Raw genomic sequence first — 23712 nt, 5'->3', positions numbered from 1 at the left:
GACGCGGGTGCGGCTCACGGGCCTCGGCGCGCAGTGAGTGCTTGACCCGCGCTGGACACTGCGCAGCCGCTGCGCATGGCGGTTGGAACATCGGCGAGTGCGCAGCGGAGCTGACGCGGCCGTCGGTGGATTGCGCAGTGCGCAGGGCCGCGCCGTCGGTCGATTGCGCAGTGCGCAGAGCCGCGGGCCGGGGGCATTGCGCAGTCGATGCGGCTGATGCGCGGCGTTCCAACGGTTGCGCGTTCCAACGCCATCCGTGTTCCAACGCCGTGCAGCCGGTGCGTTGGAACGGTTAGTCCGCCGGTTGGAACTCGCGGCGGACGGCCCCCAGGTACTTGCGCGTGGTGCCCTCCGACAGGCCCACCTGTTGTGCGAGCCGGGGCGCCAGGGCGTTGTCGGACTCCGCCCGTTCGGCCGGGGTCATGCGCGCGAAGATCGCGCGCACCCCTGCCTTGCCCCGCAAGAGGAGGGCTTCCCTGTCCTCTGTCGTCGCGACGGCGGTGCGAGTGGCCGTGGTCGCAGACGTTGCCATCGTGCTGGCTTCGGTGGGCCGATCCGGTACCCGGGAGTGGACGGTGGATGCCCGCGGCGCGGTGTGCCGGGCGGGCGGCACACCGGCGTATCGCGGTTGCGCACTGCGCAGTTCCTGCTCTTGGAACTGCGCAGCGACAACTGCAGCGTCGTCTTGCGATTCGTTCCAACCGCTGGCGTGTTTCAACTCCTCGGTCGACGGCACAGCGGCCGGCTCGCCGGGATGTCCGGGCATCTCCTGGACTGGTGCTGCTGCGCTCGGCGTCGCCGCGTGCAGGGGTTTCCCGCCCTGTGGCGTCTCCCCCGCTGCTGCGGATTCCTCGGGTTCCAGGAGTTCCAACGCTGTGGTCTGGCGCGGGCGCAGGACGGCGGGGGCATCGATGCCGGCCGCCGCGAGGCCAGCTGCTGCTGTCTCCGTCAGCGGTACTCCGAAGCGGGCGAGCCGCAACGGCATCATGGCCTCGATGGGGGCCTTGCGGCGCCAGGCCCGTCCGTAGCGGGCTTGGAGGCGGGCTTGGTAGACGAGGCGGTCCTGTTCCAGGCGGATGACCTGGTCGTAGGAGCGCAGTTCCCACAGCTTCATCCGGCGCCATAGTTTGAAGGTCGGGACGGGTGCAAGCAGCCACCGCATGATGCGCACCGATTCCATGTGCCGGTCGGCGGTGAGATCCGCGATCCGTCCCAGTGCGTGCCGGCCCGCTTCTACGGACACCACGAACAGCACCGGAATGATGCCGTGCATCCCGACACCGACCGGGTCGGGCCACGCTGCGGCGCCGTTGAACGCAATCGTGGCGGCGGTCAACAGCCAGGCCGTCGGGCGCAGCAGCGGGAACGGGATGCGCATCCAGGTCAGCAGCAGGTCGAGTGCCAGGAGCACGACGATGCCGGCATCGACCCCGACCGGGAAGACATTCGCGAACCAGCCGAAGCCCTTCTCCGTGGCGAGGTGCCGGACAGCCGCGTACGAGCCGGCGAAGCCGATGCCGGCGATGATGATCACCCCGGTCACCACCACCGAGATCAGAATGCGGTGCGTCCGCGTCAGCGTTGGTGGCGTCGCCTTCCCCGCAGTCACGTGCCGCCGTCCCTCCTGCATTAGTCGATCACTCCCTGAACGGCTTTCACCGTCTCACGATGCATTGCGTGCCGGGCCTGTTCGGGACGCCCAGGGCACGGATCGTCAGCGAAAAGTGATCACTGGGAGCAGGAAGCAGGCGACCGCGTCCGGGTCCGCCGGCTTGCAGACGGGAGTCACCCAAATTTGGGTGACTCCCGCGGCGTCCTTCGAGCGCGTCCCGGACCTGGTTGAGAATCGCCGTACTGTCCCCGCCTCCGCCTAGGTTCTCGCCTCCGCCTCGCGTCTCTTCGCCAGCGAGCGCTGGTACGGTCGCGCCCCGCGCTGCCCAGGCGGAATTCACCAGGTTGGATGCGGAGTCGGAAGACTGCCCCAGGATCGAGACCAATCGTGCGTATCCCGCGAATGGGCAAAAAGGCGACCCCCAGAATGGCCCCGTGCGCAGCCAAACGCCCTTGCGCCGGTGTGGCTGGACGTCAGAGGTCTTCCTGGGCCGCCAGAGCGCCGCACAGTCGATCTCCCTGCCCCCAAAGGAGCCTTGTGGGGGCCATCTGGGTGACGTGCGGTCCCTCGCTCGCAGCAGGACGGCCCCGCCTCCCCAATTGGGGAGTTGGGCCCCGGACTCCCCAATTGGGGAGTCGCGCTCGCAGTGAGGCCCGGCACGACGCCGGGAGTTGCGCTAGTCGGGACACTAGGACTGCCACTAGGTGCGCCCCTAGAGGAGACGCTAGTCGCGACGCTAGAGGTGTTGCTAGAAGGCGTCCCGCGTAGCGCGCTAGGAGTCACGCCGTCGGCTCGGCGGTGCAGTGCGCACGAGATCACCGCCATGCGGGTGGATCTCGTCGCCGACGGCCGCTCCTATCTGCGTGGCGTCCGTCTCGTTCATACGCCTATCCCTAACGTCGATGATCACATGATGTCCGTTTTGTGGCAGGGAGTGATCTGTGTGCCCACGGGACCGGTCCCGCTCGACGTCGTCGATCTGAGCAGAGTCAAGGCCGCGGTACGCCGCCGGATGCAGTTGATGGCCGAGGGTCTGCACGCGGCCAAGGTGTTCGTCGTCATCAACGGCAAGGGGGGAGTCGGCAAGAGTTCCTTGTCCGCGGCGCTGGCCGTGGCCCTGTCCCGGATCGGGCTGCGGGTCCTGCTGATCGAGATGGACGAGCAGGGCAACAACGGTGAGGATCTGGGCACCACGGGCGGCAAGCTCGCCGACGGCGGTGAAGCTCAGGCCGCGGCGATCCTCGATGGCAAGCCCCTCATCCCGACCGGAGAGGCGCGGCCGGGGCTGTTCGTGATCCCTGGGGGAGCCGTCCTGGAGGAGGTCATCGAGGAGCTGTACTGCCAGCGGCGTCTGGCCGCGCGCATGGACAGCCCCGAGGACCAGACCGCATGGATGGGCATGTACGCCGTCGCAATCGACGCTCTCCGCGACGACTTCGACGTGATCATCCTCGATGTGGCGCCCGGCTCCGAAGTCCTGCAACTGCAGGCACTCGTGGCTGGGGACATGGTCCTCATCCCGTCCAAGTCCGACCCGTCGTCGCGCAAGGGACTGCGGACCGTCGCCCAGCGCTTCGCCCAGGCCCGCGCACTCAACCCGAAACTACGTCTGCTGGGCGTCGTGGTCTTCGCGACGAATGTGACCGCCACCAAGGTGCAGACGAACATCAAGAGCCAGTTGTCCGCGGATCTCCAGGGCGCCGCCCCGGTCTTCGAGCAGACCATCCGCCACGTTGAATCCGCGGCTGTCGCCTGCCGCAGTGCGGGGAAGGTGCCGCAGGAGTTGCGAGGGAGTAAGGACCTCACGCCCGGCGTGAGGCAGTCGATGAAGGCGCTGGCGGGGGACTACCAGTCACTGGCGATCGAAGTCATGCAGGCCAAGGCGGCACTGGACCGTGCCGATGAGATGGAGGACCAAGCAGTATGAGTAGCGCAATCCAGACCCCTGCAAAGCTCGGTGGCCTGCCCGAGGACGATGGCGACCTGGGGGCGTTCGCCGCGGCGGCCGGGTCTGCCTTCGCGCCGCCGCGTCGGCGCCAGCGCGGTGCGGCCGAACCTGCCTCGCCCAGCCCCGCGCAAGCGGAGACCCCCCAGAATGATCAATCGCAGCCGACGGAGACGACAGCTTCTCCCGCCGAGGCCGAGCCCACGACGGTGGCGGCCGCCGTTACCGGGTTGGCTGGCGTGACGGCGGCGCCCCAGCAACATCCGGCCGGGGGACGGCCCGTCGCGGTCCCTTCGGGGAGTCTGGGGTCTCCTGGCGAGGTCGCCACCCAGTGCTCCATCATGATCAGCGGCGGGGTCCGGAAGCGCTTCGCGGCCTATCAGCTGTCGCGGAAGCTGACCACGGGCCATGAGCCCACCAATGCGATCGTGGTCCGCAGGGCTGTTATTCACGCCAAGCGTCAAGATCTGTTCGCCGGGCTGCTCGAGGCGCTACGCCACCAGCAGCAGCCAGCCCAGGACGAGGACTATGACCCTGAGGGCATGTTCGGCGACGTCCCAGCACGGCGCACCGCGCGAGGACGGGTCAAGGACTCGGTGCAGCAGTCCTTCCGTCCGTCGCTGCAAGAGCTCGCCGTGATCGACGCGCTGACGGCGGGGCACGGGTTTCCCACCCGGTCCGATTTCCTCAACGCTGCTCTGGATGCGTTCTTGCCGCAGCTCTCGGAACCCAAGGGCCGCAACTCCAGGTAGCCCGATTCACGTCAACGCGGTGGGGGCGGGCCGGAGAATCCGGGCCCGCCCCCACCGCTGCGTCGTGGATCAGCTCTTCCGTCGTGCGTCGACCGTGCGGCGCAGCCGGTCGAGCGCCTCGTCGATGTCCTTCACCAGGAGTTCCGCCAGGGCCGGGTCGGCAGCACGGGCGCGGCGTACAGCGGCCTGGTTGACGGCTTTCGCTGCGTCGTTGAGCGCCGCCAGCGCACGTCGCAGGCGCTCGATGTCTGATGACTCCGCAGGCGCGGCCGCTTCTCCGCCGCCTTCTCCGTTCGACTCCCCAATTGGGGAGTCGCCCGTTGCCTGGGCGGGGAGGGTCACCGCGGAGGTCTCGTCAGCGGACGTTGCGCCGCCCGCTGCAGCCGCGCGTGCGGCGCGTTGGGCATGCAGCAGGTCCCGCGTCAACCGGCTTACTTCGGCCGGGGGAGTGTCCGGTGCCAGAGGCGGCAGCTGTTGGACTACGGCTCGGACGGCGGTTGCTGTCACCTTCTCGCCGCTGCGTGCCAGAGCGTCGTAGACCGCGACGCCTGCGTCGTGGCCGGCTTGCTTGACGACCTCGGTGAGTTCGCGTACCTGGGACTCCCGCGGCCGCCAGCCCAGCTGTGCCAGGGTCTCGCCCAGTCGCCATTCGCTCATCAGGCGTTGGGCTTGGGACTCGCTGACTTCCCAGGTGTTGTAGACGTAGTCGGCGAAGTTCGGGATGCCTTCGTTGCGGTGAAGGTTCGCGGTCTTCATGGTCTCGAGGCTCTTGCCGGCGATCCAGAACGCGCGGTGCAGGTTGTCCATGCCGGCTTTGCAGGCCTCGAACTCCTGGGCTTCCTCTGGGGAGAGTTCACCGGCACCGACGGGCGGATGTGGGGGTGGGACGGAGTCCAGGGTAGTGCCCGCCGGCGCCTTGAAGACGACAGTGGCCTGCTGCGCGATGGCGGGCAGTCCGCCTCCCATGAAGCCGGTGCCCTGTGGGCCGGCCTCGGTGTCCGTGGCCGTTTCCTCGTCGAACAGGCCCATCTCAGACCGCCTTCCTGCAGGACTCGAAAATCTCTTCACTCAGCGCGCGCATGTCGTCGGCCAGGCCGATGATGGCTTCGGGGACCACATCGGCGACCTTGGCCCGGCCGGCGGCCACGTCGTAGCTGCGTGCGCTGGTGGGCAGCAGTTCGGCGTACTCGCCGAAGAGCAGCCCCTTCTTGCGTGCGTTCCGCGCGGGCTTCTCCCGGTACCCGACCACCGTATTCAAGATCGGTGTGGAGTCGCCGAGGACGGCCCGGATGTCTTGCTTCACTTCGGCGTGCATCGAGGTGGCCGTCGGGTTCGAGGCGTACAGGAAGGCCCCTGCCACGCGCAGCGCGGGATTGACCTGTCGCCTGACGGCCTTGAAGTTGAGGGAGATGCGCTCCATGCCCTTGATTGAGGAGTCGTCCGACCGGGTCGGGACGATGAGGTGGCGGGCGGCGCCGGCCGCAAGTTGCTCCAGAGAATCGTTCTCGGGGGCGCTGTCGATGACGATCTGGTCGTACCAGCTGGCGATCGGCGCAAGGGAGCGGGCGAGGGAAAGCGTCACGCCCATGCCGTCCGTCATCATGCGGTGCATCAGAAGCTGGATGATTTCTCCGACTGCTTTGCCACCGGGTACGACGTCCAGGTTGGGGCGCACCTCGCGGATGGGGAGCAGGGGCGAACGCTCGTAGATCGCCCGATACAGGCCCTGACCGTCCACAACGGTCGGTCCATCGGGGTGAATGCCGTGGCCGAAGCGCTTCAGGCCTAGGTCGTCGTCGTCCTGGCTCGTCACGCACACCAGCAAGGTCCGTCGGCCTTGCGCTGCACTGTGGCCGGCCAGGTGGGCGGCGATGGTGCTCTTTCCGACGCCGCCCTTGCCCGTGCCGACCATGACGCAGTCCTGGGGTGGCTCGATCAGCTCCACCGGATCGTTCAGCACGGGTCCTGCCTCCTTACTCACTTAGCCGCGTCCAAACGAGACGCGACACACGGCATCCTGACACACCAGAAATCCTGGGGAGACGGGCCGGTGGGTTGGACTCCCCAATTGGGGAGTCCAACCCACGGGACGTACCGGCCACGGTGCAACCAACGGGTCACCTCACCCGGTTCGTTGACGTCGGTGGACGCGAGCCGCAACCCGGTCCGGCTCGGGGACCGCATCCATGTAACTGGCCGCCGCCTCGTTGATGACCGCCGAGCATCGCTGGTGTTCGAGTGAGACGAACGGAGCCCGGTAGGCGTCGTCGGCTTGCCCGCCGATGCCGGCGATGTACACGCTGCCGGATTGCGGTAAGCCGATACGTGTGCTGCGCACAGTGACCTCCTTACAACCCTGGTCACCCCCCTTCTAGCCCAGTCAACGCCCCACCGCCAAGGCCTAGATCGGCTGTGTTGCGCCCAGGCGGCCTGCGAGGAGCTTGACCGTCGCGCCATACCGGCGGATGGGAGATCGGCCGCGTACGGCACCTTTCTGGGCGTCGCCTATGGCCCAGTTCGCGAGATATTTCCAATTCGACCTCTCCCGATCGTCCACGAGCAGGTCGACTTGCTTCGCAGGAGGAGACGCGGTTGACCAACCTCGCCGAGCCGCTCCGCGGGGACGACACACCAGCCCGCTGCCGCGGCTCTCTAATTGAGGAGTCTCATTTCGTAGGTGACGACCGAGGCAGGGGATCTAGGAACGCAAAGAAGGCCCGGCGCCGGTAGTCAACCGGGGCCGAGCCTTCTTGTCTGCGGGGGAGTGACATCCGGGCGGCCGTGCGCGAGGCGGGCGGCCGTCGAGGCTCGAGGTTGGGGCCGGGCCCCAGGCTGGCGGCCGCCGGTGCAACTGCTGCCGTAGCGGTGAGCGGGCCAGCGTCCGTGCCCCGTCGTCTGCGCAGGGGCCCAAGCTGTTCGGCCCGGTGTCTGTTGGCGACGTCACCCTCGTAGGTCTCGATCGCTTACAGGGCCGCGGCGGTCACGCGCTCACCCTAGCGACGGCGTCGGCCAGGAGCGCAGCGATGTCGCGGTCGTGCGGGTCGACGTAGCTCTCGTGGTCACTGACGTCGAACGGCGTGCCCCTGGCGGTGACGGTGAAGCCGGGGAGGACGGTGGCTGCCTTCCCTGCCAATTCGCTGTTGAGGTGGTCGGCGTCCCGGGAGGCGAGCCAGGTCTGGGTGTACGGGCCAAGGCGCAGCAGAGGGAAGCCGGTGCCGTCGGCGCGGCGAGCTTCGACGTGGACGCCGTAGTGGGCGGGGTCCATGCCGACGTCGGAAGGGAGGGGCAGGTTCGCGGCGGCGTGGGTGAGCATCACGTAGGCCGGCTGCCAGGTGCCGAGGATCGCGGTGGTCTCGCAGCGCAGCCAGCCGCGGCTGGTGTAGCCGAGCTGGTGGCCGTAGTGGTGGGCCGCGGCGTGTCCAGTGTCGGGATGGACCAAAATCACTGCGATCAGCTCGGTGCCGTGGTCGTCGCCGGGGCGCGGGTGGGCGCGCTCGATGAACGGGCCGACCCGTACGGCGATGTCCAGGGACTGGTCTGGCGTCCAGGGCTGCGGGTCGCGTACGGCAGCGAGCATCGCGCGGAACGCGTCAACGAAGGCCTGGTCCTCGGGGGAGACGGGGCTGGGCGCGTTGCCGCAGCGGCTGAACGTGCGACGGATCATTGGGCAGTCTCCTGCTCGGGATCGGTGGTGGTGTGTCAGGTGGTTGCGGTCGTGGGCGCGCTGAGGATGTCGGCGTGGTCGAAGGCCAACGGCGGCAGGTCGTCCAGGGGCCACCAACGGACGGTGCGGGCGTCGTCTCCAGCGGTGATCGGGGTATCGGCGGGGACGACAACCACGTACACGACGGTGACGTACCTGCCGCGCGGGTCGCGGTCGGGCGTATCCCAGACGCCGATCGGGCGCAGATCCTCGGCGCGCACGTGGACGCCGGTCTCCTCGGCCAGTTCACGGGCAGCCGCCGCGCGGCTCGTTTCCCCGGGGTCCACGTGGCCCCCAGGCAAGGCCCAAGAGCCCGCATACGGCGGCCAGTCGCGCTCGATCAGCAGGACTTCGCCGCTGGGCGTCACGGCCACCACGTCAGCGGTGTAGCGGATGGTCTCGAACGTCTCGGTCTCGGAATCGGTCATGCACACCTATCTGGACAGTCTGTTGGGGCGCCGGGCAGATGCTCGGCAGCCGCCCCGGGCGGTACGGGTGGTGGAGGCCGTTCAGCGAGCGGTGGCAATGAGGTGGCTGCGCCCGCGCCCGGCAGCTGCGCAGCGGTGACGACGGTCGTGTCGGTCAGATGCGGCCACGAGCGCGGGGCCCGGCGGCGCGGCCGCGTCCAGCGCTTGGAGCGTGGCAGGGATCTGTCCTCGATCTCATACGCGGTGATTAGGATGTCGACGGAGGCTGGGTCGGGGGCGGTGCCCACCCAGGTGCCGCCCTCAGTCCATACGTGAACCACGGCCGTGCTGTCACTGATGGCGATGTAGTCACCGTGCCGGTCGAAGGTGAACTGGTCGGCGTCCCTGGTGGTGCACAGGGGCACGGTGTCCAGGACCTCGAGCGCATCGACCTGCAGACGCATGCCGCCGTCGGCACGGTCCGGGAGGACCAGGAGCCCCGAGAGACGGAGCAAGTCGCCGGGCTTCAGCTCGGTGAGCAGAGCGTAGGCAAGGCGGGGGTCGCCGGTAGCGCACGGCAGCAGCGTCTCGTCCATGGTGCGGTCGGTAGGCGAAGAGATCACCCGGAAATCGGCGGTGGTGCCGTGGGTATCACCATGGGCGTGCACGGGCTCGGTCTCGAGGAATCCGTCGATTGTGAAAGGGATGGCGTCCATCAGCTTGCCTCCTCCAGCGTGCCGCGCGTGTGGTCGTGGTCAGTGCGTAGGCCCCGCAGCAGCAGCTCCCGATTGTGCTGCTGCTGGGCGGGGGACAAGGCGCCGTACGTTGGCCCGGGCTGGTGCCAGCTCGGATGCGGAGGGGGCTCGGGGTAGGCACCCGCGCCGTCCTGCTGGGGCCGGCCCTCGTCGTTCCTCGATGTGCTGGTCATAACGTGGTCTCCGGGCGGAGGTGCGGGAGTTGGAGCAGGACCTGGTCCACGAGATCCGGTGTCGGCTTCCAGGGCCCGAGCGTGCCGTCGAACGGCACCGGGAGGGCGAGTTCCTGGATCTCGCCCAGGACCAGGTGATGGGCGCCGGCCTGTGCCCAGAGGCTGCAGAGGTCGGGACCGTCGTCCTGGTGGCAGCTGGTGAGGCGGGCGACTCCGATGACCGCACCAAGGTGCAGTTCGCAGCCGCGGATCGTGCGGGCGACCAGCGGGTCGCGCAGCACAGTGCGCACCGGCTTCGCCTTCCCGGCATGGATGAGGATCCAGCCGCGCCAGCTCCAGGGCCTGGACCGGTTCTCCACGGTCTTTCCGGCAAGGACGCAGGCCGCCCAGGGCTGGCGGATGGTGATGCCGCGGATCCAGTCGTCCCCTGCGCGTTCAGCGGCGCTCATGCGGCGCGCGCCAGGGTGTGTGTCCCGGGGCGGCCGGCACGGCGGCCGTTGACGGTCGCCGTCTGCAGGTCCTCGATTCCGGCCCACCCGTAGTTCCCGGTGTGCTTGGTCCGGTACATGGAGACGTCGGCACCTCGCAGCAAGGACGGCAGGGCGCTGGTGCCCAGGTAGGCCGGGACTGCAGTCCCGACCGACGCGGCGATGGTGATGGGCCCGGCCGCGGTGAGGACCGGTTCGCGCAGGGCGCCCATGAGCTGGTCGAGGCGCTGTTCCAGCACGTTCTCGCCGTCTGTGGGTTCCACGCGAGTGGCGACGGCGAACTCGTCACCGCCCAGGCGCCCTACCACCCCGCGGGGCCCGGCCCATCCGGCCAGGCGTTCCCCGGTCGCAGCGAGCGCCATGTCGCCCGTCGCGTGACCGTGTTCGTCGTTTAGGTCCTTGAAATGGTCGAGGTCGACAAGGCAGACGACCGAGTCCGTCGGGTGCTGGTGGACCAGACGCTGGGCGCGGCGCTCGAAGACGCGGCGGCGCTGGGCTCCGGTCAGTGGGTCGATGCGTTCAGCGGCCAGACGCCGGTGGAGTGTGAGTGCGTGGACGGTCCAGCCGGTGAGCGGAACCGCGAGTGCGGTGATGAGCACAGCGCGGTGCCCAGAGGGGGTCTGTACTCGCAGGGCGGAGTCCATACTGGGATGTCCCTCTCTTGTTTCATACGGGGTGGGTGGCCCGGGTAGGGCGGGCTGGTTTGGACGCCGATGGCCAGCTGTCCGGGGCGAATTCCCGGCAGGCTGTTGGGTTGATCCACGGCTTCGTGGTGGCCTGGTGCCAGCCCAGGACCCAGTCGAGGCGCAGGTCATGAAGAGCCATCCATCTCTGAAGTCGTCCGGTACCGGACGGCTGGCGAAGAGGTGCTGCACTGCCCGGTCGCAGGCGCCTGCGCGCGGTGTCCAGGGCCTCGCTGGGGCCAGCGTCGCGGCCGGCCGGTGAGGGCGTGATGACTGCACCGCCCGGCCGTGCCGTCGGACGGTTGGAGGACCGGAGCAGCTCCGCTCCAACGGTCGAAGTGCCACCAGGTGAAGTACTCAAAGGATCGGCGGACAGCGTCGGCCACTCAGTGTTCAGTCGGTCGACGGCGTTGACGGTGTGGATCACGGCACGGCCCCGTTCGGTTCATGTGGCGTGAAGTCTCCTCACCACCCCTTGCACTTTCGCTTGCAAAAACCGCTGTCTTTGCAGGTCAGGTGGTTGCACTTGTGAAATCACCTGACGGTCGAGCTCAGTGCAACCGGGCAAGCAGTTGCACTCGGCTCGACCGGCATGGGAGTGGCACCACCAGCACGGGGCGCATACACAACGTCGAATGACAGCTGCCACTGGGCCCTGAAGACTCGTCGTGGCGGAACACCGCGACTGCGCCGGCCGGTGATGGCCGGGGGAGCACGGAGGAACGCCGCGCACTACAGGCGGTCTGAGCTGGCCGTGTAGCTGGTCGACGCGAGCGGCTGTCGGCGCAACGTGCCGGGCGAGCACCCACGAGGTGATCGCACCTCGGCGATGGGCGCGACACAGGACGGGCGGGGCAGGGTGCCCGCCGCGCGGAGCGAGTCCAGGTGTGTAGGAGAGCCGACGCTCATCGGGCCGTCGCCTTGGTAGTGGCGATGAGCGCGGCGATGGTCTCCCATCCCTCGTGCCAGGCCTGATTGAGCGCGTACGCGCCGTTGAGTCCGTGATCGGCGAGTCGGAAGAAGTTGCCCTTGCCGGTCCTATCGGCGAGTTGCTCCAGAACCCCTCCGTGGTGCTCACGGCTGTACTTGGATTCCTCACTGCGGTAGCGGAGCCAGACGCAGGGGGCGATGTACAACGACGCGTCGCCATCTTCGTAGCCGCGCCATCGGTTCTCGTCCCGCAGGAAGTCGTTGCCCTAGTCGATGCGGTGCGCGGCGTTGGCAGCACGGTGCGCGGTGGCGATGGCAACCTGGGCGAGGGCCTCACCCAGGGTGTTCGCGGAGGCCGGGGCCGAACTGCGCGTGGTGCTGCGGATCATCGTCATCAGCAGGCGGCGTAGCGGAACGAGGACGAGTTCGGCGAGTGCGTCGACGGTGACGGCACCGACGACAGCGACCGCACCGGCGAACAGGAGGCGGACCGTGGCGGACCAGGTGGTGGGGGTGAGTTGGTGGCCGATGTAGGCGCCAGCGGCGCCGCCGATCAGCGCGGATGCCATGCTTGCGCCTTCGATCATGGCGCTGGCGACGGTGTCGCGGAAGTTTGCGGTCATGGAGGAGTCCTTCTTCTCGATGTGCTCGGAGAGGGGCGTGCTCCGGGCGGCCGGGCCGCATGCCTGCGGCCGCCCCGGGCGTTTCAGTGGTCGGCCGCGTTGACGGCAGCCGTGGTGCGGACGGTGTCCGCGAGCAGCTCGGTCAGCTCGTGGCCGTGGTCGACGACGTCCGCCAGGCGCTCGATGAGCTCCGGCTCCAGATCTCGGTTACGGGCGCCGACCAGGACGCCTTCCAGGTACAGGACATCTGCCAAGACACGGCCGCGGACATCCAGGACGCCGGGCTGCACGTCCAAGGCGTCCCCGTTCTTCGCGGTGGCCAGGGCCGCGTGGTTGGCGGCCTGGCGGCGCACAGTCTCGGTTTGCTCGGTCAGCAGGCCGTCGACCTCGGTGGTGTCGGTGTAGGCGCGGCGCCAGCCGACGAGAGCGGCAGCGGACTCGATGAGGGTGCTGAGGGGCACGGTGACCTCCGGGGAGATTCGGGCGCCTGATCTTGGGTGACCGGGCGGACACCGCACGGCCCCGCTGCCAGCCGCCCGGGGGGCGGAGCGCGGGGCTCTACGGAGAGCGGCCGGTCGGCTCGGCTGGGTGGTGGCTGTTCCGGCTCCCTGCCCGCCCCGGGCCTTTGAGGGCGCGGGAGGGGACAGGCAGACGTCAGCTTGCGTTCGGGTAGTCAGGCGGGAGCTGGTTGACGGTCCTGCCGAACCACCGGGTGTCGGTATGCAGCTCCTGGTGCACTGCGGTGTGGTGCACGTACGTCGGTCCGGTGTGCTGGTGGACCGTGGACGGCGGCGGCAGTGCAGAGGCGCCGTCGCGCACGGCGCGCCCGATCATGCGGGCGGCAACACCGATCGTCCCGACCAGTACGGCCGGGGTCGCTGCGGCGATGGTCAGGGTCGTGGCGTCCACGCTGGACAGTGACCACAGCACTAGGGACAGTGCTGCGCCGACCGGGAGGGAGCCGAAGGAGTAGGCGAGGATGAGGGAGGCGTGATCGGTGGCCTTCTGCGACATCGGTGCGCGTCCGGGCTGGGCGTACGGCATGGTGTCCCCGTTCGTGGGGGTGGGCACGATGTCGCGGTATTGGGTGGCCGTGGGGGCGTTGCTGCTGTATGCCTCGGCCAACAATCGGGCGGCTTCGAACGCTTCCTGCGCCGACACTTCCCGTGCCGGGCCTGCGGTGTCGTGGTGGTGGTCGGCCATGGCGGTGATTGCTCCTTGCTGCTGAGGCCTGGGGCAGCACCGGCTGTCCGCTGGGGGTGCGGGCCGCCGGTGCTGTGGTCGCGTTATTTGGAGTTGGAGACGGAGTTGACGGTGCTGGTGGCGGTCTGGACGCCGTTGCCGAGGAGGTCCTGGGCTTTGGTGACGCCGGCCGCACCCCACGGGGTGGCGACCGCGAGGATCCAGAAGAGGGAGACGGCCAGGAACTCCCGGCGCCGGAACGAGCTGTCCTTCTTCATCCAGATGCCGAGGCCGATGCAGCAGAGCACGAACAGGCCGGTGGTGGTGAGCGTCATGGGGTTTCTCCGATTCCCTGGGCGGGGTGAGGGGTGGATTTCAGGCGTCGAGGCGTTCGGTGGTGTGCCAGTCGCGGTCGATCTTGGTGAGCTTGCCGAGGCGTTCCAGGCGTGCGGTGGCGCCGGCAACGTTGGGGGGCTTGAGGTCGGTGACGTCGGCGATTTGCCGGTTGCGGCGAGCCCCGCTGTCGACGGCATGCCAGACCTTCTGGGTGCGGGTCAGGGGCACGAGGTCGTCCAGGTCCTCGTCGTCGACGTCGCTGTCCGGCTGCGTGGTGTGCAGGTCGAAGACGGTGGTGTGCTTAGTGCTCGCGGACTGCTCTTCCTTCAGCAGGTCGCGCAGGAAGGCTTCCTCCTGGGTGGCGTCCAGGTGTCGGTACTCCGCGCGCCGCAGGTATGCGAGGCCGGCGGCCTCGGCTTCGGGGGCGGTCAGCGTCTCCAGGGGGAACTGCCGGGCGACGCGGGCCGGGTTGGTGTGGAACATGGCCCGGGACTGGGTGTATTGGGACTTGCCGTCCGCGATGTAGAACAGGCCGCCCGTCTCGGATCCGTCCGGGAAGCGTTCCGGCAGCGGAGCCAGTCGGAATTCGGGGGTGCGTGAGCCGAGCGACATCACGTCCACGTCGGCGCGCGCCGTGCGGAACAGGGCGATGTTCCCGGACTGGAGCATGTCGCGAATGGCGTTCGCGCTGCTGTCCGATCCGAGGGAGTCCAGGTTCGGGATCTGCACCCAGATCCGGGCTCCGATGCCTGCCGCACGCGAGAGGCGACCCACGCTGGACACGGATCGCAGTAGAGGTTTGAGGTGGTCTGCCTGCGGGTCTTTGAGGACCATCTCGTTGAACTCGTCCCAGGTCACGACCATCGGGGCGAACGGCTCGCCGGGAACGAAGAACGAGCGGCCCTGCTCGGTGTACCCGTCGGCGTCCAGCCAGGCCATCTTCATCTGCTCCGCGTACCGGTACTCGCTGACCCGGTTGGCGCCTTGGCCCATCACCATGGCCCCGAACGCCGACTTCACCAGCCAGTCCAGGTCTCCCATCCAGGGGGCGTACCCGGCGCCTCCCTTGCCGTCGGCCAGCCAGGACACGAATCCGTTGAGGCGTTGGGCGACCTGGAGGTCTTCCTCCAGCGAGGTCTTTCCGGCGCCGGTGGTCCCGGAGCCGAAGGCGTGCACCGCGGACGCGGATGGGCTTTGGGACAGGCCGCGGCGTGTGGGGTCGAACTTCAGCAGGCGCCACTTCGCGGGCTGGCCGTAGATGTCCTTGCCGACGGTGATGTAGCCCTGGTCGTCCATGGTCAGGGCGTCCAGGTCGAGACCGACGCCGGCCTGCAGCGGGTTGCTGCTCATCTCGTTGACTTCGATCCGGCGGGCGTCGAGCACCCGTAGGTGCAGCCGGGAGACGGTGTCTTCGCCTTCCATGTCCAGCGCCTGGGCGATGCTGCGCGGCTGTACGTCGGCGACCGAGGTGCCGCGGCGCGGCAGGAGCAGTTTGAAGCGGCGCCCGAACTCGGTGGGCTCCACGTCGTACAGCTCGCTGCCGGCGTACGGGGAGAACTCGTCCCACAGGGCGGGAAGGCCGTGCAGGTCTGTGGTGTTCTGCGCCCGCAGGCGGACGGTGAGCTTGGCGCGGTTGGCGGGCATGTCGTCGGGTCGGTAGATGTTCACCGCCGCCGGCGGCACGTCGAACGCGATTGATACGGCGTCCTGGCCGACGCCCAGGGCCGCCTTGGCGGTGGCCGAGACGATGACAGCCGTCAGGTGGTCCTCCTCCAGGTGGACGCTGACCAGGCGGGAGGCGGGCAGCGGGCCGCGCTCGCACGCGATCCACTCCTCCCAGCGGGCCAGGTACCAGGCCACCGTTGCTGCCCGGACGGCTCCCGGCGCGGCCGGATCGGGCCGCTGCCACACCCGCAATCCCCAGGATGAGGCGGCGGAAGCGACCACGAGGTGGCCCCACCAGGGCATGTCGACGTACCCGGTCGCGGGGATCGCCGCCAGGGGCCCGGCGCGCAGCGCGAGCTCGGCGGGGGAGTACCGGCGCCACCAGCCGCTCTCCCAGTCGGGCAGCGCCTTCGTCCAGGCGGTGCGCAGCACTTCGCACCGGGCTCGCCGGACGTCGGCCGTCGCCTCGCGTACCAGGGCGGCTCGCTGCTGGTGGTGGTACCAGCCGTCACCGATGCCGATGATCGGCACCAGCAGACCGTCAGTGCCGACGACCGGCGCGTGGTCGTGGTCCTGGGCCAGGCGGCCGCGCATCCGGCGCAGGGTGCGCCGGTAGCCGCGGCGGCTGGTCCGGCACGTCCACTCCCACGGCTCGCCCTGGCCGGGCAGCCAGCGCCACGGGCCGGGCAGGAGGCCCAACGCGGTCCACGCGGCTGCGATGCCGGAGGCTCCGACCGTGGCCACCAGCAGCGGCTCCCCGGTCAGGGAAGCGGAGGCCAGGCCGAGGCCAGCGCCCGCGTACAGGCCGGGGGAGCGCTGCATGACGGCCACCCGCGCGCGCAGCCCGGTCGCTTCCGGGCGTGCCTCGTCGTCCGTGTTGTCCTTATGGGCCGTGGCCGTTGCCACCATCTGGGGTCTCCTCCGATTCCGGATGGGATGAGGGCGGGGCCGCAGTTGCGGCCCCGCCCTCATCGGTGTCTGTGCTGGTGCGTCGCGGGTGGTCTTTAGCGGCGCTGGACGAATTGCCGGTCGGCCATCTGCACGGAGTGCGTTCGGTTGGCGTCCGCCATGCGGCTGTGCTGCGCCTGGGTCTCTTTTTCCAGGCCCTGCGCGGCGGTCGACAGGGAATCGGCGGCGGAGACGATGGCGCCGACGTTGGATGCCATGGCGTCCGACAAGGTCGCGACCTCCATGTACGCGGCCGTCGTCGGCTCGTCGACGTTCAGCACGGTCATCGCCTCGGACAGGTACCGGGCGGAGTCCGCCCGGTCTGAGAACCGGGACTGCAGCCGCTCGACTGCCGCTCGGGTCCGCGCGGCGCGGATCCCGTACGCGGCGGCAGTGGCCAGCACCGCCACATACGTGACGGCTGAACTCAAGCTCTTTCCTACGCTCATGACCGGGCTCCTTGCGTCTCGTAGGACTCGCTGTGCGCGTCGGTGTCCTCACTGTCGACCGCGTCGCTGGTGTAGAAGTCCCGCTCGGCCACGGACTCCATGTCCTGGGCGATGTCGGCGTACACGCCCTGCCCGGCTACCAGGTACGCCTTGGCCTTCACGACGGCCTCGCCCTGGCTGATGGTGTTCTGTGTCAGGGCGTCGAGGGTGCCGGAGATCACCTGGTACTGCTCCTTGCAGCGAGCGACCCAGGCGATGATGCCCGCCCCGGCCCCGACGCTCTGCAGCGCGGCGATCCGCTCGTCACCGCGGCCGATCTCCCGCGCGCAGCGCTGGTGGATCCGGCCGTACACCACCACGTCGTCGTCACACATGAGGGAGAGCTCATCGCTCTCGTCCGAGACGGACTCGTAACTCACCTCGGCCATACGGCCAACTCCATTCCGTTGCTCGACAGTTGACTTCCGGCCACTGGGCTCGGCAGATTCCGGCTCCCCCTCCGGGGTGCGGGGAGCCGGGAGGACCGGGGCAGGGCCGCCTGCGGCCGCGTCCAGAGCTGTTGGGGCCGCTGGGGTGCCTGGGGCGCCGTCGCCGTCTCCTGGGGGCTCTACGGCCGGCTCGGGCAGCTGCTGCGGGCCGTCGGGCGCCGGGTCCACCGGCTTGACCAGGCTCACGCCCTTGCGTGGCCCGTCGCCGGTGGACGGCGGGTGGGCCGGCATCGGAGGAACATCCGGTGGAGCGACGGCCGGCGGCTCAGGGGCCGGGGCCGGTTCGGGTTTCGTGTCGGCCCGCCGGCGCCTGATGTACTCCCTCACCGCCGAGCGCCCGGTGTCCCTGACCCAGTGCACGCCCTGTGCGGTCCGGTCACCGAGGAAGCGCCCCATCGGGGTCGCTACCCGGGCGATCGGAGTGTGACCCCGGTACCCCGACCGAAAAGCCTCAGGAACCGTGGCCGGCACCGGCGCAGCCGGCGCGGACCGCCGATTTCTCGACGGTGATCCGCCCGCCGGATTCGGCAGGGGGGTGCCGTGCGTGTCGGCGATCCGTTGCACGGCCCTGTCGTGCCGTACCTGTTCGCGCATTAAGGCGCGCTGCGCCGGGCTGATGCCCAGCTTCGCCTGTTCGCTCTGCGCCCCGGCGGCCCACGCCACCAGGACGGCGGCGAGTAGAACTTCCATCGCTTCCCCTCACGGTCTGCGACCGGGGAAGTGAACGTCTGCCTCGTACGCGTACGTACGCGTATACAGCCTGCCGACGTTCACTCTCACCCGGAGTGAATGAACGAGTGAACGATCACCGTGAGTAGCGGTCGGTGATCTGTTGGAGGGCGTCGCCGACCTCGCGCCAAGCGCGGGTGGCGACTACGGGATCGACCCCGCGCAGCACGCCGCGCAGCCGGTCCAAACGCTTGACCGCGCCCTCTTTCGGAGAGCGGCCATCGGCCTTTCGGATCTCTCGGGTCCAGTACGCGGCTCCGCCCATCAGCCCTGCTTTCTCTCTCCGATCGGTCCTCCGATGTGGCGCTCACCGGGTCTGCTCGCCGGGTCTGCCGGGGATCTCGTGGATCTCCGCTCACCGGGTCTGCTCGCCGGGTCTGCCGCCGTGGTGCTGACTGCTTCCGGCAGTCGCAGCGAAGGCCAGCCCGCTTTCCTGCCGGGCTGGCCTCCGCTGGTGGTGCCGGACGTCCTACGCGTGCGGGCCGGCCTCCTCCTCGTCCTCTTCGTCCAGGTTCATTCCGTCGTCGCAGTGGCTGGATTGCGTCGTTGAGTCCTCCTTGGACATCAGCTCAGCCCAGGTGCGGCGCACCCTCCGCTCACCTCCGACGAACCCCGCGTTGCGGAAGGCAGTCGCGGCCTGGCGATACGACAGCGGCGGGTCTTCGCGGTAGCGCAGGTGACGCAGCACCACGACAAGTTGCTGATTGCTCAGCCGCTCGCCCGCCAGGGGCGTGGGCACACCCGCGACGACCGCGACCTGTTCAAGCGTCACGGTCATCTCCAGCGCCCGTGACGGCTCCGGGTCCGTGACACCACCCGGAAGAGTCACTGCCGTGTGACCCGTGACGGATGCCGCATCCGTCACGGCTCGCGGTGCACTGTCCGTGGCAGGGCCCGTGACGCCGTCACGGTCGGCGTCCGTCACGGGCACAACCCGGTGTGACGCTTCCTCGGTCATCTGCCCGCTGACCTGCGTGACTGCCATCGTGACGCCCCCTGTCCGGGGCGGGCCGGCGGGGGGCAGAGCAGCCGGATCCGTCACGGGTGCGGCCGTGGCGGTGTGACGGATGGCGGATTCTGTCACGGGTGCTGTGACGGATCCGTCACGCCCCGCCTCCAGCGCGAGGGCAGGTGTGACGGCCGCCGTGACGGCGGGTGGGACGGCCCCTGCGAACATGCCGGCCAGTGCCGCGTCGGCGCCAGCCGTCATCCGGTCGCGCTGGACCGTGACGAAATTCGCGCCGAGCCCGTCGTCACCCCGGCCGACCTTCCGTGCCAGACGCCACGACTTCCGCTCCGCCCGCTTGCGGGACTTCTCCTCCGGGTGGTTCGCGGCCAACGCCCGCTGGACGGACAGCCGCTGCATCGTGACGGCGTTGCGGCGCTGCGCCTCGATGTCAACGCCGGTGCGGTAGACCACGATCCGCCGCGCCAGCAGACCCATCCCTTCGGCTGACACGCACATCGCCATTGGGGTGATGGCGAAGACCACCGCATCCGTCGTGTTCGCCGCGACGAAAGCTCCGGTGCCGGAAGCAGCCGCAGGTAGCGTCCACAGCCCGATCCGCACGACCGTCGGCGAGGACTGGCCCAGCAGGGTCAGTCCGACCATGACCAGCGCCAGGATGAGGGTTGCTCCCTCGCCGGCGGCGACGACGCCCAGCGCCGTCGCGGAGCGGTGGAAGACGGTGGTGATGTTGGTGTAGGTGCCCCAGCCGCCCAGGCCACCGAACACCACCATGGGGATCGTTGCGCCCCCAAGGATCAGCGCTTGGCCTCTGGTCAGGGTCTTGTCTGGTGTGGAATCCATTGCCGTCCTTCCTTCTTCTCATGGGGAGTGCTCAGAACGGCGCGGCCTCGGCCGCCAGCCCAGCGACCTCGCGCAGGCGCTCGCGCTGCTTCTCGATTTCGTCATTGAGTGACTCGACCAGCGGCGTTTCCCGGCCCCAGTACGAGGCGGGGTTGTAGGCGTCAACGGAGTCGATCCGCCAGGCGCTCGAATCCAGGCCGAGCTCCTGAGCGATCTCGGTCAGGTGCAGTGCCTCGTCGTGCCCGGCCGCACCGATCTGGTCGGCCGCCATCCGGGCAAGGGTCTCGGCCACCTCGTCCCAGGCGGCGGCTGCGGCCTTCGCGGCGCGCTCCGCGTCGGTCAGGCTCAGCAGCTGCGCACGCCACCTGCCGTCCGCGGTCTCCCAGAAGCCCTGGAACACGCGATGCAGTTCACCCCGCGCGGTCGTCCACGCGTTCCACAGCGGCGCCGCCTTGCGCAGCACGGGGGCGGCCTCGAGCCGCAGCCGGGGGAACCGTCGCCGCCGTGTACTGCCGATAGAGCGCACTGCGCTGATCCCGGGTGATCCCCGTGTCGTCGTAGACACGCACCGGCACCTCCGGCTTGGGTTCACGGCCAGTGAAGCCCCCGAAGGAGTAGACGAAGTCACCCGCGTACCGGCCGGGCGCGACGCTCTGAAAGAGCGGGTGGTTGTACTGGGTGACGTCGGTGACGACCAGGGCGGGCGGCGGGGGCGCTAGCTGTCGGGCCAGGCCGGTCTCGTCCAGCGGGTGCTTCAACGCGATGATGTGCGGCATGTGATCCTCCTGCGATCGTGACCTCGGCCGCTTCCCCGACCGAGCAGGCAGAAGGCCGGCCGCCCGTCTTACGGGCGGCCGGCCTGGAACGTTGTGTGGTGCGAACGCGAACGAACTGAGGGTGGGGTGGCTGACAGTTCCCCGCCCGGCCCGGCCCCGTGGCGTAGGGCTGGGCCGGACGGGCACCCGTCAATCGGTGCGGAGGGTGGTCTATGCGATGTCCGGAGTTGCCAACGGCTTCATGCGCAGTTCGGCGAGCGCGATTCCGACCGTGGCGCAGGAACCCGAGCAGTAGTAGCGGGTGGGTTCGGTACTTCCGGTCACCTGGACGCGGACCCAACCGCGGCGTTGCCCGGAGGCCCGGTTGCCCGCTTCCCCGCCGCAGCCGTTGACCGGGCAGGCGCCGGCCGGCACCGGACGGCGACCTGGCCGGACAATGCTGCTGCCCTCGCCCTGCAGGCCGCCGTTCCACTGCCGTTGCGCGCTGCTACTGCGCGCCCTGGCCGGCTTGCCGGACTGGGCGTTGGCGTCCCGGGCTGCTTGCAGGCAGCCGCAGGCCTCTGTTGCGGCGACCTTGCGGTAGGTGTGCTGCCGGTATCCGCGCAACGACCCGTGAGCGATTCCAGCTTCCTGGCCGATGACGCTCATCGCCGTCGTCCCCGGCCCGGAGTCGGTGTGGCCACGGACACCGCGGACAGGGCGGCCGCCTCGTTCATCGCGCGGAGATTCTTCGCGGCTTGCTGCCGTGCCGCCTCCATGTCGGCCGCGGCCGCGCGCCGGACGTCGTCGTTGCTCATCGCTCACCGCCCGACCGGCGGGCGGCAACAGCGGCCCGCCGTTGCCGCGCGGGACGACTGGACGGCTGACCGGACGTCGAGCCACGGTCCGCGTTCAGGACGTCCGAGGCCACAAGGCACTGGCAGGTCCAGAAGCCACACAGCACGCAGGCGTCGTTGGCGTTGGCGGCCGCCGACCTGCCGAGAACCAACAGCGCCGGCACGGTGGTGCCGGGCGCCATCTCGTCGAGCGTGCGCCGGGCGCGGCGCCCGGCCGAGGCGGCCCGGGAATTGCCATCGGCCACCAGGTCACGAATCAACTGATGGAACATGTCGGTCTCGTCGCGCTCCGGCCCGCGACGTTTGTCCTCGTCCTCAATGTCGCCGTAGACGCCGTCCACCGGTGCCAGGCGGGTGCGTGTCATGCTGAGCATCAGGTCCTCCGATTCAGGTCCTGGACAGCCCCGGGGCCGTAATCCCTGGGGGTGTCGCGATCACTCCCCAAGTGGGGAGTCGACTGCTGTACGAGCAGCCACGGCCGCCGCCGCCCCGAGTTCGTCGGGGCGGCGGCGGCCGTGGTCGTTCGTCGCGGAATGGCCTGCGACGCGTTGGTCAGCTGGTGTCGCGTGCGTCCAGCTCATCCATAAACGCCTCGTATTCGGCCTGGTCAGATACCTCGTACGCGTCGTGCATCGCCTCAGTTCCGGTCTGATCCTGCTCGTCGCTCATGAGGTTCCCGTGCGTGTTGTGGCGGTCATCTGCGGGCAGTTGGTCCGGCGTGGAAGAGCTGGTGGGGCGCTAGCCCCAGCGGATCGGCTGTCAGACGAACAACCGGCCCCGGCCACCCCCTTCGATGCGGGGCGGCCGGGGCCGTGGCTGCTCGTCTCGATGTGCGGGTCAGGCGGCCGACGTGGACGGGTCCCTCTGTGCGTATCGCTTGCCCAGTTCGGCCTGTCGCCGTTCGTGCGCCTTCACGTCCTGCGGCGTCAGCGGGAGCTCGGGGCCGCGGAACTCGGAGAGCGACCCCGGGGTGCGCTCCGCGCATCGGTTATTCGCCCTCTCGACCACCCTGCCGCCGTGCTTGGCCCACTGCTCCTTGCGGACGGCCGGCGCCGCATGCTTCCTGGCGATGCGCTGATCCTGGCGCTCCAACTGTTCGCGGGCCTCGCGGCGGGCGGGCTCTTCCTGGAGGGCGAGGACGTAGCGGCGGGCGAGGATGTCGCCATCCGTGCAGTGCTGAGCGCCGACGCACTTCGTGCACCCCTTGCGGTGGGCGAGGTAGGACTGGCGGGCCGTCTCCAGCGTGACCTCCGACCTCATCCGAAAGACCGGGGCGGCGGGAGCCGGGAGCGGCTTGTAGAACTGCTGGGCCGCGCGCCGGTTGTCCTGCGGCATCGCGTCCCGCAGCAGGCGGTCCTGACGGACCTGCCACCGCCGCACGTCGATGTCGATGTCGACCACTTGGTTGCTGCCGGGGCAGCGGTCGGGCTTCTCGTCGCTGACAGGGTGCTCGCGAATCTTGAAGTCGTAGTCCCCCATGATCCTGCGCCAGGTCCGGCAGTCCGGGCAGGCGATCGACTTCGTCTCGCCCGGTCGGACGTTGAAGTCTTCCGGGGCGATGGTGCTGAGCTGGAGCGCCTCGCGGCGGTTGCTGCGCTCGGTCCGAACCCGACCGGGACGCCTATGGTTCTTCGCCATCACGATCTCCTTCTGACAGGTGGAGCGAGTGCTGCTCTCTCTGCCACGCCAGGCCAGCCTTACGGCCGGGTGGTCCTGACGGACAGACAGCGCAACAGCGCGCTGTTCGAGGTGGATCAGGCGGAGCTATTCGGTACAGGCGCCTCGGCCGGGGGAGCGCGGGCTACAACCCCATTGCCGCCGCCCGAAAGCGGTGACTCCTGCTGTTTTGCGGTGGTGCTGTCCTACAGGGGAGCCGTCTCCGGCGTCCCACCACCAGGCCCGCGTCTCAGCGGGCCTCGTAGAAGGCGCCGGCTCAGCTGCTGATTTGGGCGTACTGCGCGGCGCGAACCGCAGGGACTCTGAACTTGCCAGCGCCCGCTCCGTTATCAGTGGTAGGGACCTTATGGATCGTGGTCATGAGGCGAGACCTTCGATCAGTTCGGACGTGCGGCTGTTCTGCAGGTACTGCTCGACCTGTGATTCAGGAACGCGGTAACCCCGGGGCCGGATCTTGCCGCGCCCCATGCGGTGGGCAGGGAGACGTCCGCTGCCGATGAGGTTGTAGACGGTCGACTTGGAGACGCGGAGCCGGGCGACGACTTCAGCAACAGTCAGGAATGGGTCCGGGCCTTCGGCCACGTTCTCTGTGACGAGCGGGGAATCGTGGCTCATGGAGGCTCCCGATTGGGTGTAGACGAGGCGAAGTTACGAAGCATGGACTTAGACGTCCAAGTTCTTCGTGTTCCAACAGTGCGGCAACTTCCACGTCTAAGTCAAGGACGGCAAGCACAAATCGCGAAAC

At 69.2% G+C, this 23712-nt stretch carries 29 protein-coding genes; 2 read left to right on the top strand and 27 right to left on the bottom strand.

The window, feature by feature from the left end; translation table 11 throughout:
- Positions 1-292: 292 nt before the first annotated feature.
- Positions 293-1609, bottom strand: a complete 1317-nt coding sequence (locus tag O3W51_RS17420; protein ID WP_269286601.1) for a DUF2637 domain-containing protein — start codon at positions 1607-1609, stop codon at positions 293-295.
- Between the two features lie 946 nt (positions 1610-2555).
- Between O3W51_RS17420 and O3W51_RS17415 the strand changes: the two genes are divergently transcribed.
- Both O3W51_RS17415 and O3W51_RS17410 read left to right on the top strand, forming a co-directional pair.
- Positions 2556-3539: a ParA family protein gene (locus O3W51_RS17415; RefSeq protein ID WP_269286599.1), complete on the top strand. Its 984-nt coding sequence runs from the start codon at positions 2556-2558 to the stop codon at positions 3537-3539.
- Positions 3536-4309 carry a hypothetical protein gene (locus tag O3W51_RS17410; protein WP_269286597.1) on the top strand — a complete coding sequence of 258 codons (774 nt, stop codon included), beginning with the start codon at positions 3536-3538 and terminating at the stop codon, positions 4307-4309. Before O3W51_RS17415 ends, O3W51_RS17410 begins: the two co-directional genes overlap by 4 nt.
- A 69-nt stretch (positions 4310-4378) precedes the next feature.
- Here the strand turns inward: O3W51_RS17410 and O3W51_RS17405 are convergent, their stop codons facing one another.
- The 26 genes from O3W51_RS17405 to O3W51_RS17280 all read right to left on the bottom strand — a co-directional run bounded on the left by O3W51_RS17405 (position 4379) and on the right by O3W51_RS17280 (position 23582).
- Positions 4379-5338 carry a hypothetical protein gene (locus O3W51_RS17405; RefSeq protein WP_269286596.1) on the bottom strand — a complete coding sequence of 320 codons (960 nt, stop codon included), beginning with the start codon at positions 5336-5338 and terminating at the stop codon, positions 4379-4381.
- A gap of 1 nt (position 5339) precedes the next feature.
- Positions 5340-6269: a ParA family protein gene (locus O3W51_RS17400; RefSeq protein WP_269286594.1), complete on the bottom strand. Its 930-nt coding sequence runs from the start codon at positions 6267-6269 to the stop codon at positions 5340-5342.
- Between the two features lie 162 nt (positions 6270-6431).
- On the bottom strand, positions 6432-6647 hold the full coding sequence (locus O3W51_RS17395) for a hypothetical protein (protein WP_269286592.1): 216 nt from the start codon (positions 6645-6647) through the stop codon (positions 6432-6434).
- A 642-nt stretch (positions 6648-7289) separates the two neighbouring features.
- Complete coding sequence (locus tag O3W51_RS17390; RefSeq protein WP_269286590.1) at positions 7290-7973, bottom strand: hypothetical protein; 684 nt, start codon at positions 7971-7973, stop codon at positions 7290-7292.
- Positions 7974-8008: 35 nt separating this feature from the next.
- Positions 8009-8440, bottom strand: a complete 432-nt coding sequence (locus O3W51_RS17385; RefSeq protein WP_269286588.1) for an NUDIX hydrolase — start codon at positions 8438-8440, stop codon at positions 8009-8011.
- On the bottom strand, positions 8437-9135 hold the full coding sequence (locus O3W51_RS17380; RefSeq protein ID WP_269286586.1) for a hypothetical protein: 699 nt from the start codon (positions 9133-9135) through the stop codon (positions 8437-8439). Before O3W51_RS17380 ends, O3W51_RS17385 begins: the two co-directional genes overlap by 4 nt.
- Positions 9135-9347, bottom strand: coding sequence for a hypothetical protein (locus tag O3W51_RS17375; RefSeq protein WP_269286584.1), 213 nt, complete (start codon positions 9345-9347; stop codon positions 9135-9137). The genes O3W51_RS17380 and O3W51_RS17375 overlap by 1 nt, the downstream gene beginning before the upstream one ends.
- The gene (locus tag O3W51_RS17370) at positions 9344-9796 is read right to left on the bottom strand and encodes a hypothetical protein (protein ID WP_269286582.1); all 453 of its coding nucleotides are present in this window, start codon (positions 9794-9796) and stop codon (positions 9344-9346) included. The genes O3W51_RS17375 and O3W51_RS17370 overlap by 4 nt, the downstream gene beginning before the upstream one ends.
- Positions 9793-10479, bottom strand: a complete 687-nt coding sequence (locus tag O3W51_RS17365; protein ID WP_269286580.1) for a GGDEF domain-containing protein — start codon at positions 10477-10479, stop codon at positions 9793-9795. The genes O3W51_RS17370 and O3W51_RS17365 overlap by 4 nt, the downstream gene beginning before the upstream one ends.
- 944 nt (positions 10480-11423) lie before the next feature.
- Positions 11424-11654 carry a hypothetical protein gene (locus tag O3W51_RS17360; RefSeq protein WP_269286578.1) on the bottom strand — a complete coding sequence of 77 codons (231 nt, stop codon included), beginning with the start codon at positions 11652-11654 and terminating at the stop codon, positions 11424-11426.
- Positions 11655-11714: 60 nt separating this feature from the next.
- On the bottom strand, positions 11715-12071 hold the full coding sequence (locus O3W51_RS17355) for a hypothetical protein (protein ID WP_269286575.1): 357 nt from the start codon (positions 12069-12071) through the stop codon (positions 11715-11717).
- A gap of 83 nt (positions 12072-12154) precedes the next feature.
- Positions 12155-12532, bottom strand: a complete 378-nt coding sequence (locus O3W51_RS17350; RefSeq protein WP_269286572.1) for a hypothetical protein — start codon at positions 12530-12532, stop codon at positions 12155-12157.
- Between the two features lie 193 nt (positions 12533-12725).
- The gene (locus O3W51_RS17345) at positions 12726-13274 is read right to left on the bottom strand and encodes a hypothetical protein (protein ID WP_269286570.1); all 549 of its coding nucleotides are present in this window, start codon (positions 13272-13274) and stop codon (positions 12726-12728) included.
- Positions 13275-13357: 83 nt separating this feature from the next.
- Positions 13358-13588, bottom strand: a complete 231-nt coding sequence (locus O3W51_RS17340; RefSeq protein ID WP_269286568.1) for a hypothetical protein — start codon at positions 13586-13588, stop codon at positions 13358-13360.
- Between the two features lie 40 nt (positions 13589-13628).
- Positions 13629-16163 carry a hypothetical protein gene (locus O3W51_RS17335; protein WP_269286566.1) on the bottom strand — a complete coding sequence of 845 codons (2535 nt, stop codon included), beginning with the start codon at positions 16161-16163 and terminating at the stop codon, positions 13629-13631.
- 95 nt (positions 16164-16258) lie between these two features.
- Positions 16259-16651: a hypothetical protein gene (locus O3W51_RS17330; protein WP_269286564.1), complete on the bottom strand. Its 393-nt coding sequence runs from the start codon at positions 16649-16651 to the stop codon at positions 16259-16261.
- The gene (locus O3W51_RS17325; RefSeq protein ID WP_269286562.1) at positions 16648-17079 is read right to left on the bottom strand and encodes a hypothetical protein; all 432 of its coding nucleotides are present in this window, start codon (positions 17077-17079) and stop codon (positions 16648-16650) included. Before O3W51_RS17325 ends, O3W51_RS17330 begins: the two co-directional genes overlap by 4 nt.
- A gap of 865 nt (positions 17080-17944) precedes the next feature.
- The gene (locus O3W51_RS17320; RefSeq protein WP_269286560.1) at positions 17945-18133 is read right to left on the bottom strand and encodes a hypothetical protein; all 189 of its coding nucleotides are present in this window, start codon (positions 18131-18133) and stop codon (positions 17945-17947) included.
- Positions 18134-18337: 204 nt separating this feature from the next.
- Entirely contained in the window at positions 18338-19678 is a 1341-nt protein-coding gene (locus tag O3W51_RS17315; protein ID WP_269286558.1) for a hypothetical protein, read from the bottom strand.
- A 31-nt stretch (positions 19679-19709) separates the two neighbouring features.
- On the bottom strand, positions 19710-20141 hold the full coding sequence (locus O3W51_RS17310; protein ID WP_269286556.1) for a hypothetical protein: 432 nt from the start codon (positions 20139-20141) through the stop codon (positions 19710-19712).
- Positions 20089-20454, bottom strand: coding sequence for a hypothetical protein (locus O3W51_RS17305; RefSeq protein WP_269286554.1), 366 nt, complete (start codon positions 20452-20454; stop codon positions 20089-20091). The genes O3W51_RS17310 and O3W51_RS17305 overlap by 53 nt, the downstream gene beginning before the upstream one ends.
- 210 nt (positions 20455-20664) lie before the next feature.
- Positions 20665-21102, bottom strand: coding sequence for a hypothetical protein (locus O3W51_RS17300; protein ID WP_269286552.1), 438 nt, complete (start codon positions 21100-21102; stop codon positions 20665-20667).
- Positions 21099-21251 (bottom strand): hypothetical protein, encoded by a 153-nt coding sequence (locus O3W51_RS17295; RefSeq protein ID WP_269286550.1) that lies wholly within the window; start codon positions 21249-21251, stop codon positions 21099-21101. Before O3W51_RS17295 ends, O3W51_RS17300 begins: the two co-directional genes overlap by 4 nt.
- Positions 21248-21664, bottom strand: a complete 417-nt coding sequence (locus O3W51_RS17290) for a hypothetical protein (protein WP_269286548.1) — start codon at positions 21662-21664, stop codon at positions 21248-21250. The genes O3W51_RS17295 and O3W51_RS17290 overlap by 4 nt, the downstream gene beginning before the upstream one ends.
- 463 nt (positions 21665-22127) lie before the next feature.
- Positions 22128-22928 carry a hypothetical protein gene (locus O3W51_RS17285; RefSeq protein WP_269286546.1) on the bottom strand — a complete coding sequence of 267 codons (801 nt, stop codon included), beginning with the start codon at positions 22926-22928 and terminating at the stop codon, positions 22128-22130.
- Between the two features lie 396 nt (positions 22929-23324).
- A complete protein-coding gene (locus O3W51_RS17280; protein ID WP_269286543.1) occupies positions 23325-23582 on the bottom strand; it encodes a helix-turn-helix domain-containing protein in 258 nt (85 codons plus the stop codon).
- Positions 23583-23712 lie beyond the last annotated feature (130 nt).

Origin of the sequence: Streptomyces sp. H39-C1, assembly GCF_027158125.1 — a bacterium.
Classification (GTDB): domain Bacteria; phylum Actinomycetota; class Actinomycetes; order Streptomycetales; family Streptomycetaceae; genus Actinacidiphila; species Actinacidiphila fildesensis.
The sequence above is the reverse complement of the archived record's forward strand: the minus strand, read 5'-3'. Positions and strand labels throughout refer to the sequence as shown.

Bases quoted from the DNA above. Each gene is read 5' to 3' on its own strand.
- O3W51_RS17305 (WP_269286554.1), bottom strand. From the start codon at position 20,454: ATGCCGCACATCATCGCGTTGAAGCACCCGCTGGACGAGACCGGCCTG.
- O3W51_RS17380 (WP_269286586.1), bottom strand. From the start codon at position 9,135: ATGGACGCCATCCCTTTCACAATCGACGGATTCCTCGAGACCGAGCCC.
- O3W51_RS17335 (WP_269286566.1), bottom strand. From the start codon at position 16,163: ATGGTGGCAACGGCCACGGCCCATAAGGACAACACGGACGACGAGGCA.
- O3W51_RS17315 (WP_269286558.1), bottom strand. From the start codon at position 19,678: ATGGATTCCACACCAGACAAGACCCTGACCAGAGGCCAAGCGCTGATC.
- O3W51_RS17365 (WP_269286580.1), bottom strand. From the start codon at position 10,479: ATGGACTCCGCCCTGCGAGTACAGACCCCCTCTGGGCACCGCGCTGTG.
- O3W51_RS17290 (WP_269286548.1), bottom strand. From the start codon at position 21,664: ATGCTCAGCATGACACGCACCCGCCTGGCACCGGTGGACGGCGTCTAC.
- O3W51_RS17330 (WP_269286564.1), bottom strand. From the start codon at position 16,651: ATGAGCGTAGGAAAGAGCTTGAGTTCAGCCGTCACGTATGTGGCGGTG.
- O3W51_RS17280 (WP_269286543.1), bottom strand. From the start codon at position 23,582: ATGAGCCACGATTCCCCGCTCGTCACAGAGAACGTGGCCGAAGGCCCG.
- O3W51_RS17300 (WP_269286552.1), bottom strand. From the start codon at position 21,102: ATGAGCGTCATCGGCCAGGAAGCTGGAATCGCTCACGGGTCGTTGCGC.
- O3W51_RS17355 (WP_269286575.1), bottom strand. From the start codon at position 12,071: ATGACCGCAAACTTCCGCGACACCGTCGCCAGCGCCATGATCGAAGGC.
- O3W51_RS17325 (WP_269286562.1), bottom strand. From the start codon at position 17,079: ATGGCCGAGGTGAGTTACGAGTCCGTCTCGGACGAGAGCGATGAGCTC.
- O3W51_RS17285 (WP_269286546.1), bottom strand. From the start codon at position 22,928: ATGGCGAAGAACCATAGGCGTCCCGGTCGGGTTCGGACCGAGCGCAGC.
- O3W51_RS17340 (WP_269286568.1), bottom strand. From the start codon at position 13,588: ATGACGCTCACCACCACCGGCCTGTTCGTGCTCTGCTGCATCGGCCTC.
- O3W51_RS17375 (WP_269286584.1), bottom strand. From the start codon at position 9,347: ATGACCAGCACATCGAGGAACGACGAGGGCCGGCCCCAGCAGGACGGC.
- O3W51_RS17410 (WP_269286597.1), top strand. From the start codon at position 3,536: ATGAGTAGCGCAATCCAGACCCCTGCAAAGCTCGGTGGCCTGCCCGAG.
- O3W51_RS17345 (WP_269286570.1), bottom strand. From the start codon at position 13,274: ATGGCCGACCACCACCACGACACCGCAGGCCCGGCACGGGAAGTGTCG.
- O3W51_RS17320 (WP_269286560.1), bottom strand. From the start codon at position 18,133: ATGGGCGGAGCCGCGTACTGGACCCGAGAGATCCGAAAGGCCGATGGC.
- O3W51_RS17295 (WP_269286550.1), bottom strand. From the start codon at position 21,251: ATGAGCAACGACGACGTCCGGCGCGCGGCCGCGGCCGACATGGAGGCG.
- O3W51_RS17390 (WP_269286590.1), bottom strand. From the start codon at position 7,973: ATGATCCGTCGCACGTTCAGCCGCTGCGGCAACGCGCCCAGCCCCGTC.
- O3W51_RS17405 (WP_269286596.1), bottom strand. From the start codon at position 5,338: ATGGGCCTGTTCGACGAGGAAACGGCCACGGACACCGAGGCCGGCCCA.
- O3W51_RS17370 (WP_269286582.1), bottom strand. From the start codon at position 9,796: ATGAGCGCCGCTGAACGCGCAGGGGACGACTGGATCCGCGGCATCACC.
- O3W51_RS17385 (WP_269286588.1), bottom strand. From the start codon at position 8,440: ATGACCGATTCCGAGACCGAGACGTTCGAGACCATCCGCTACACCGCT.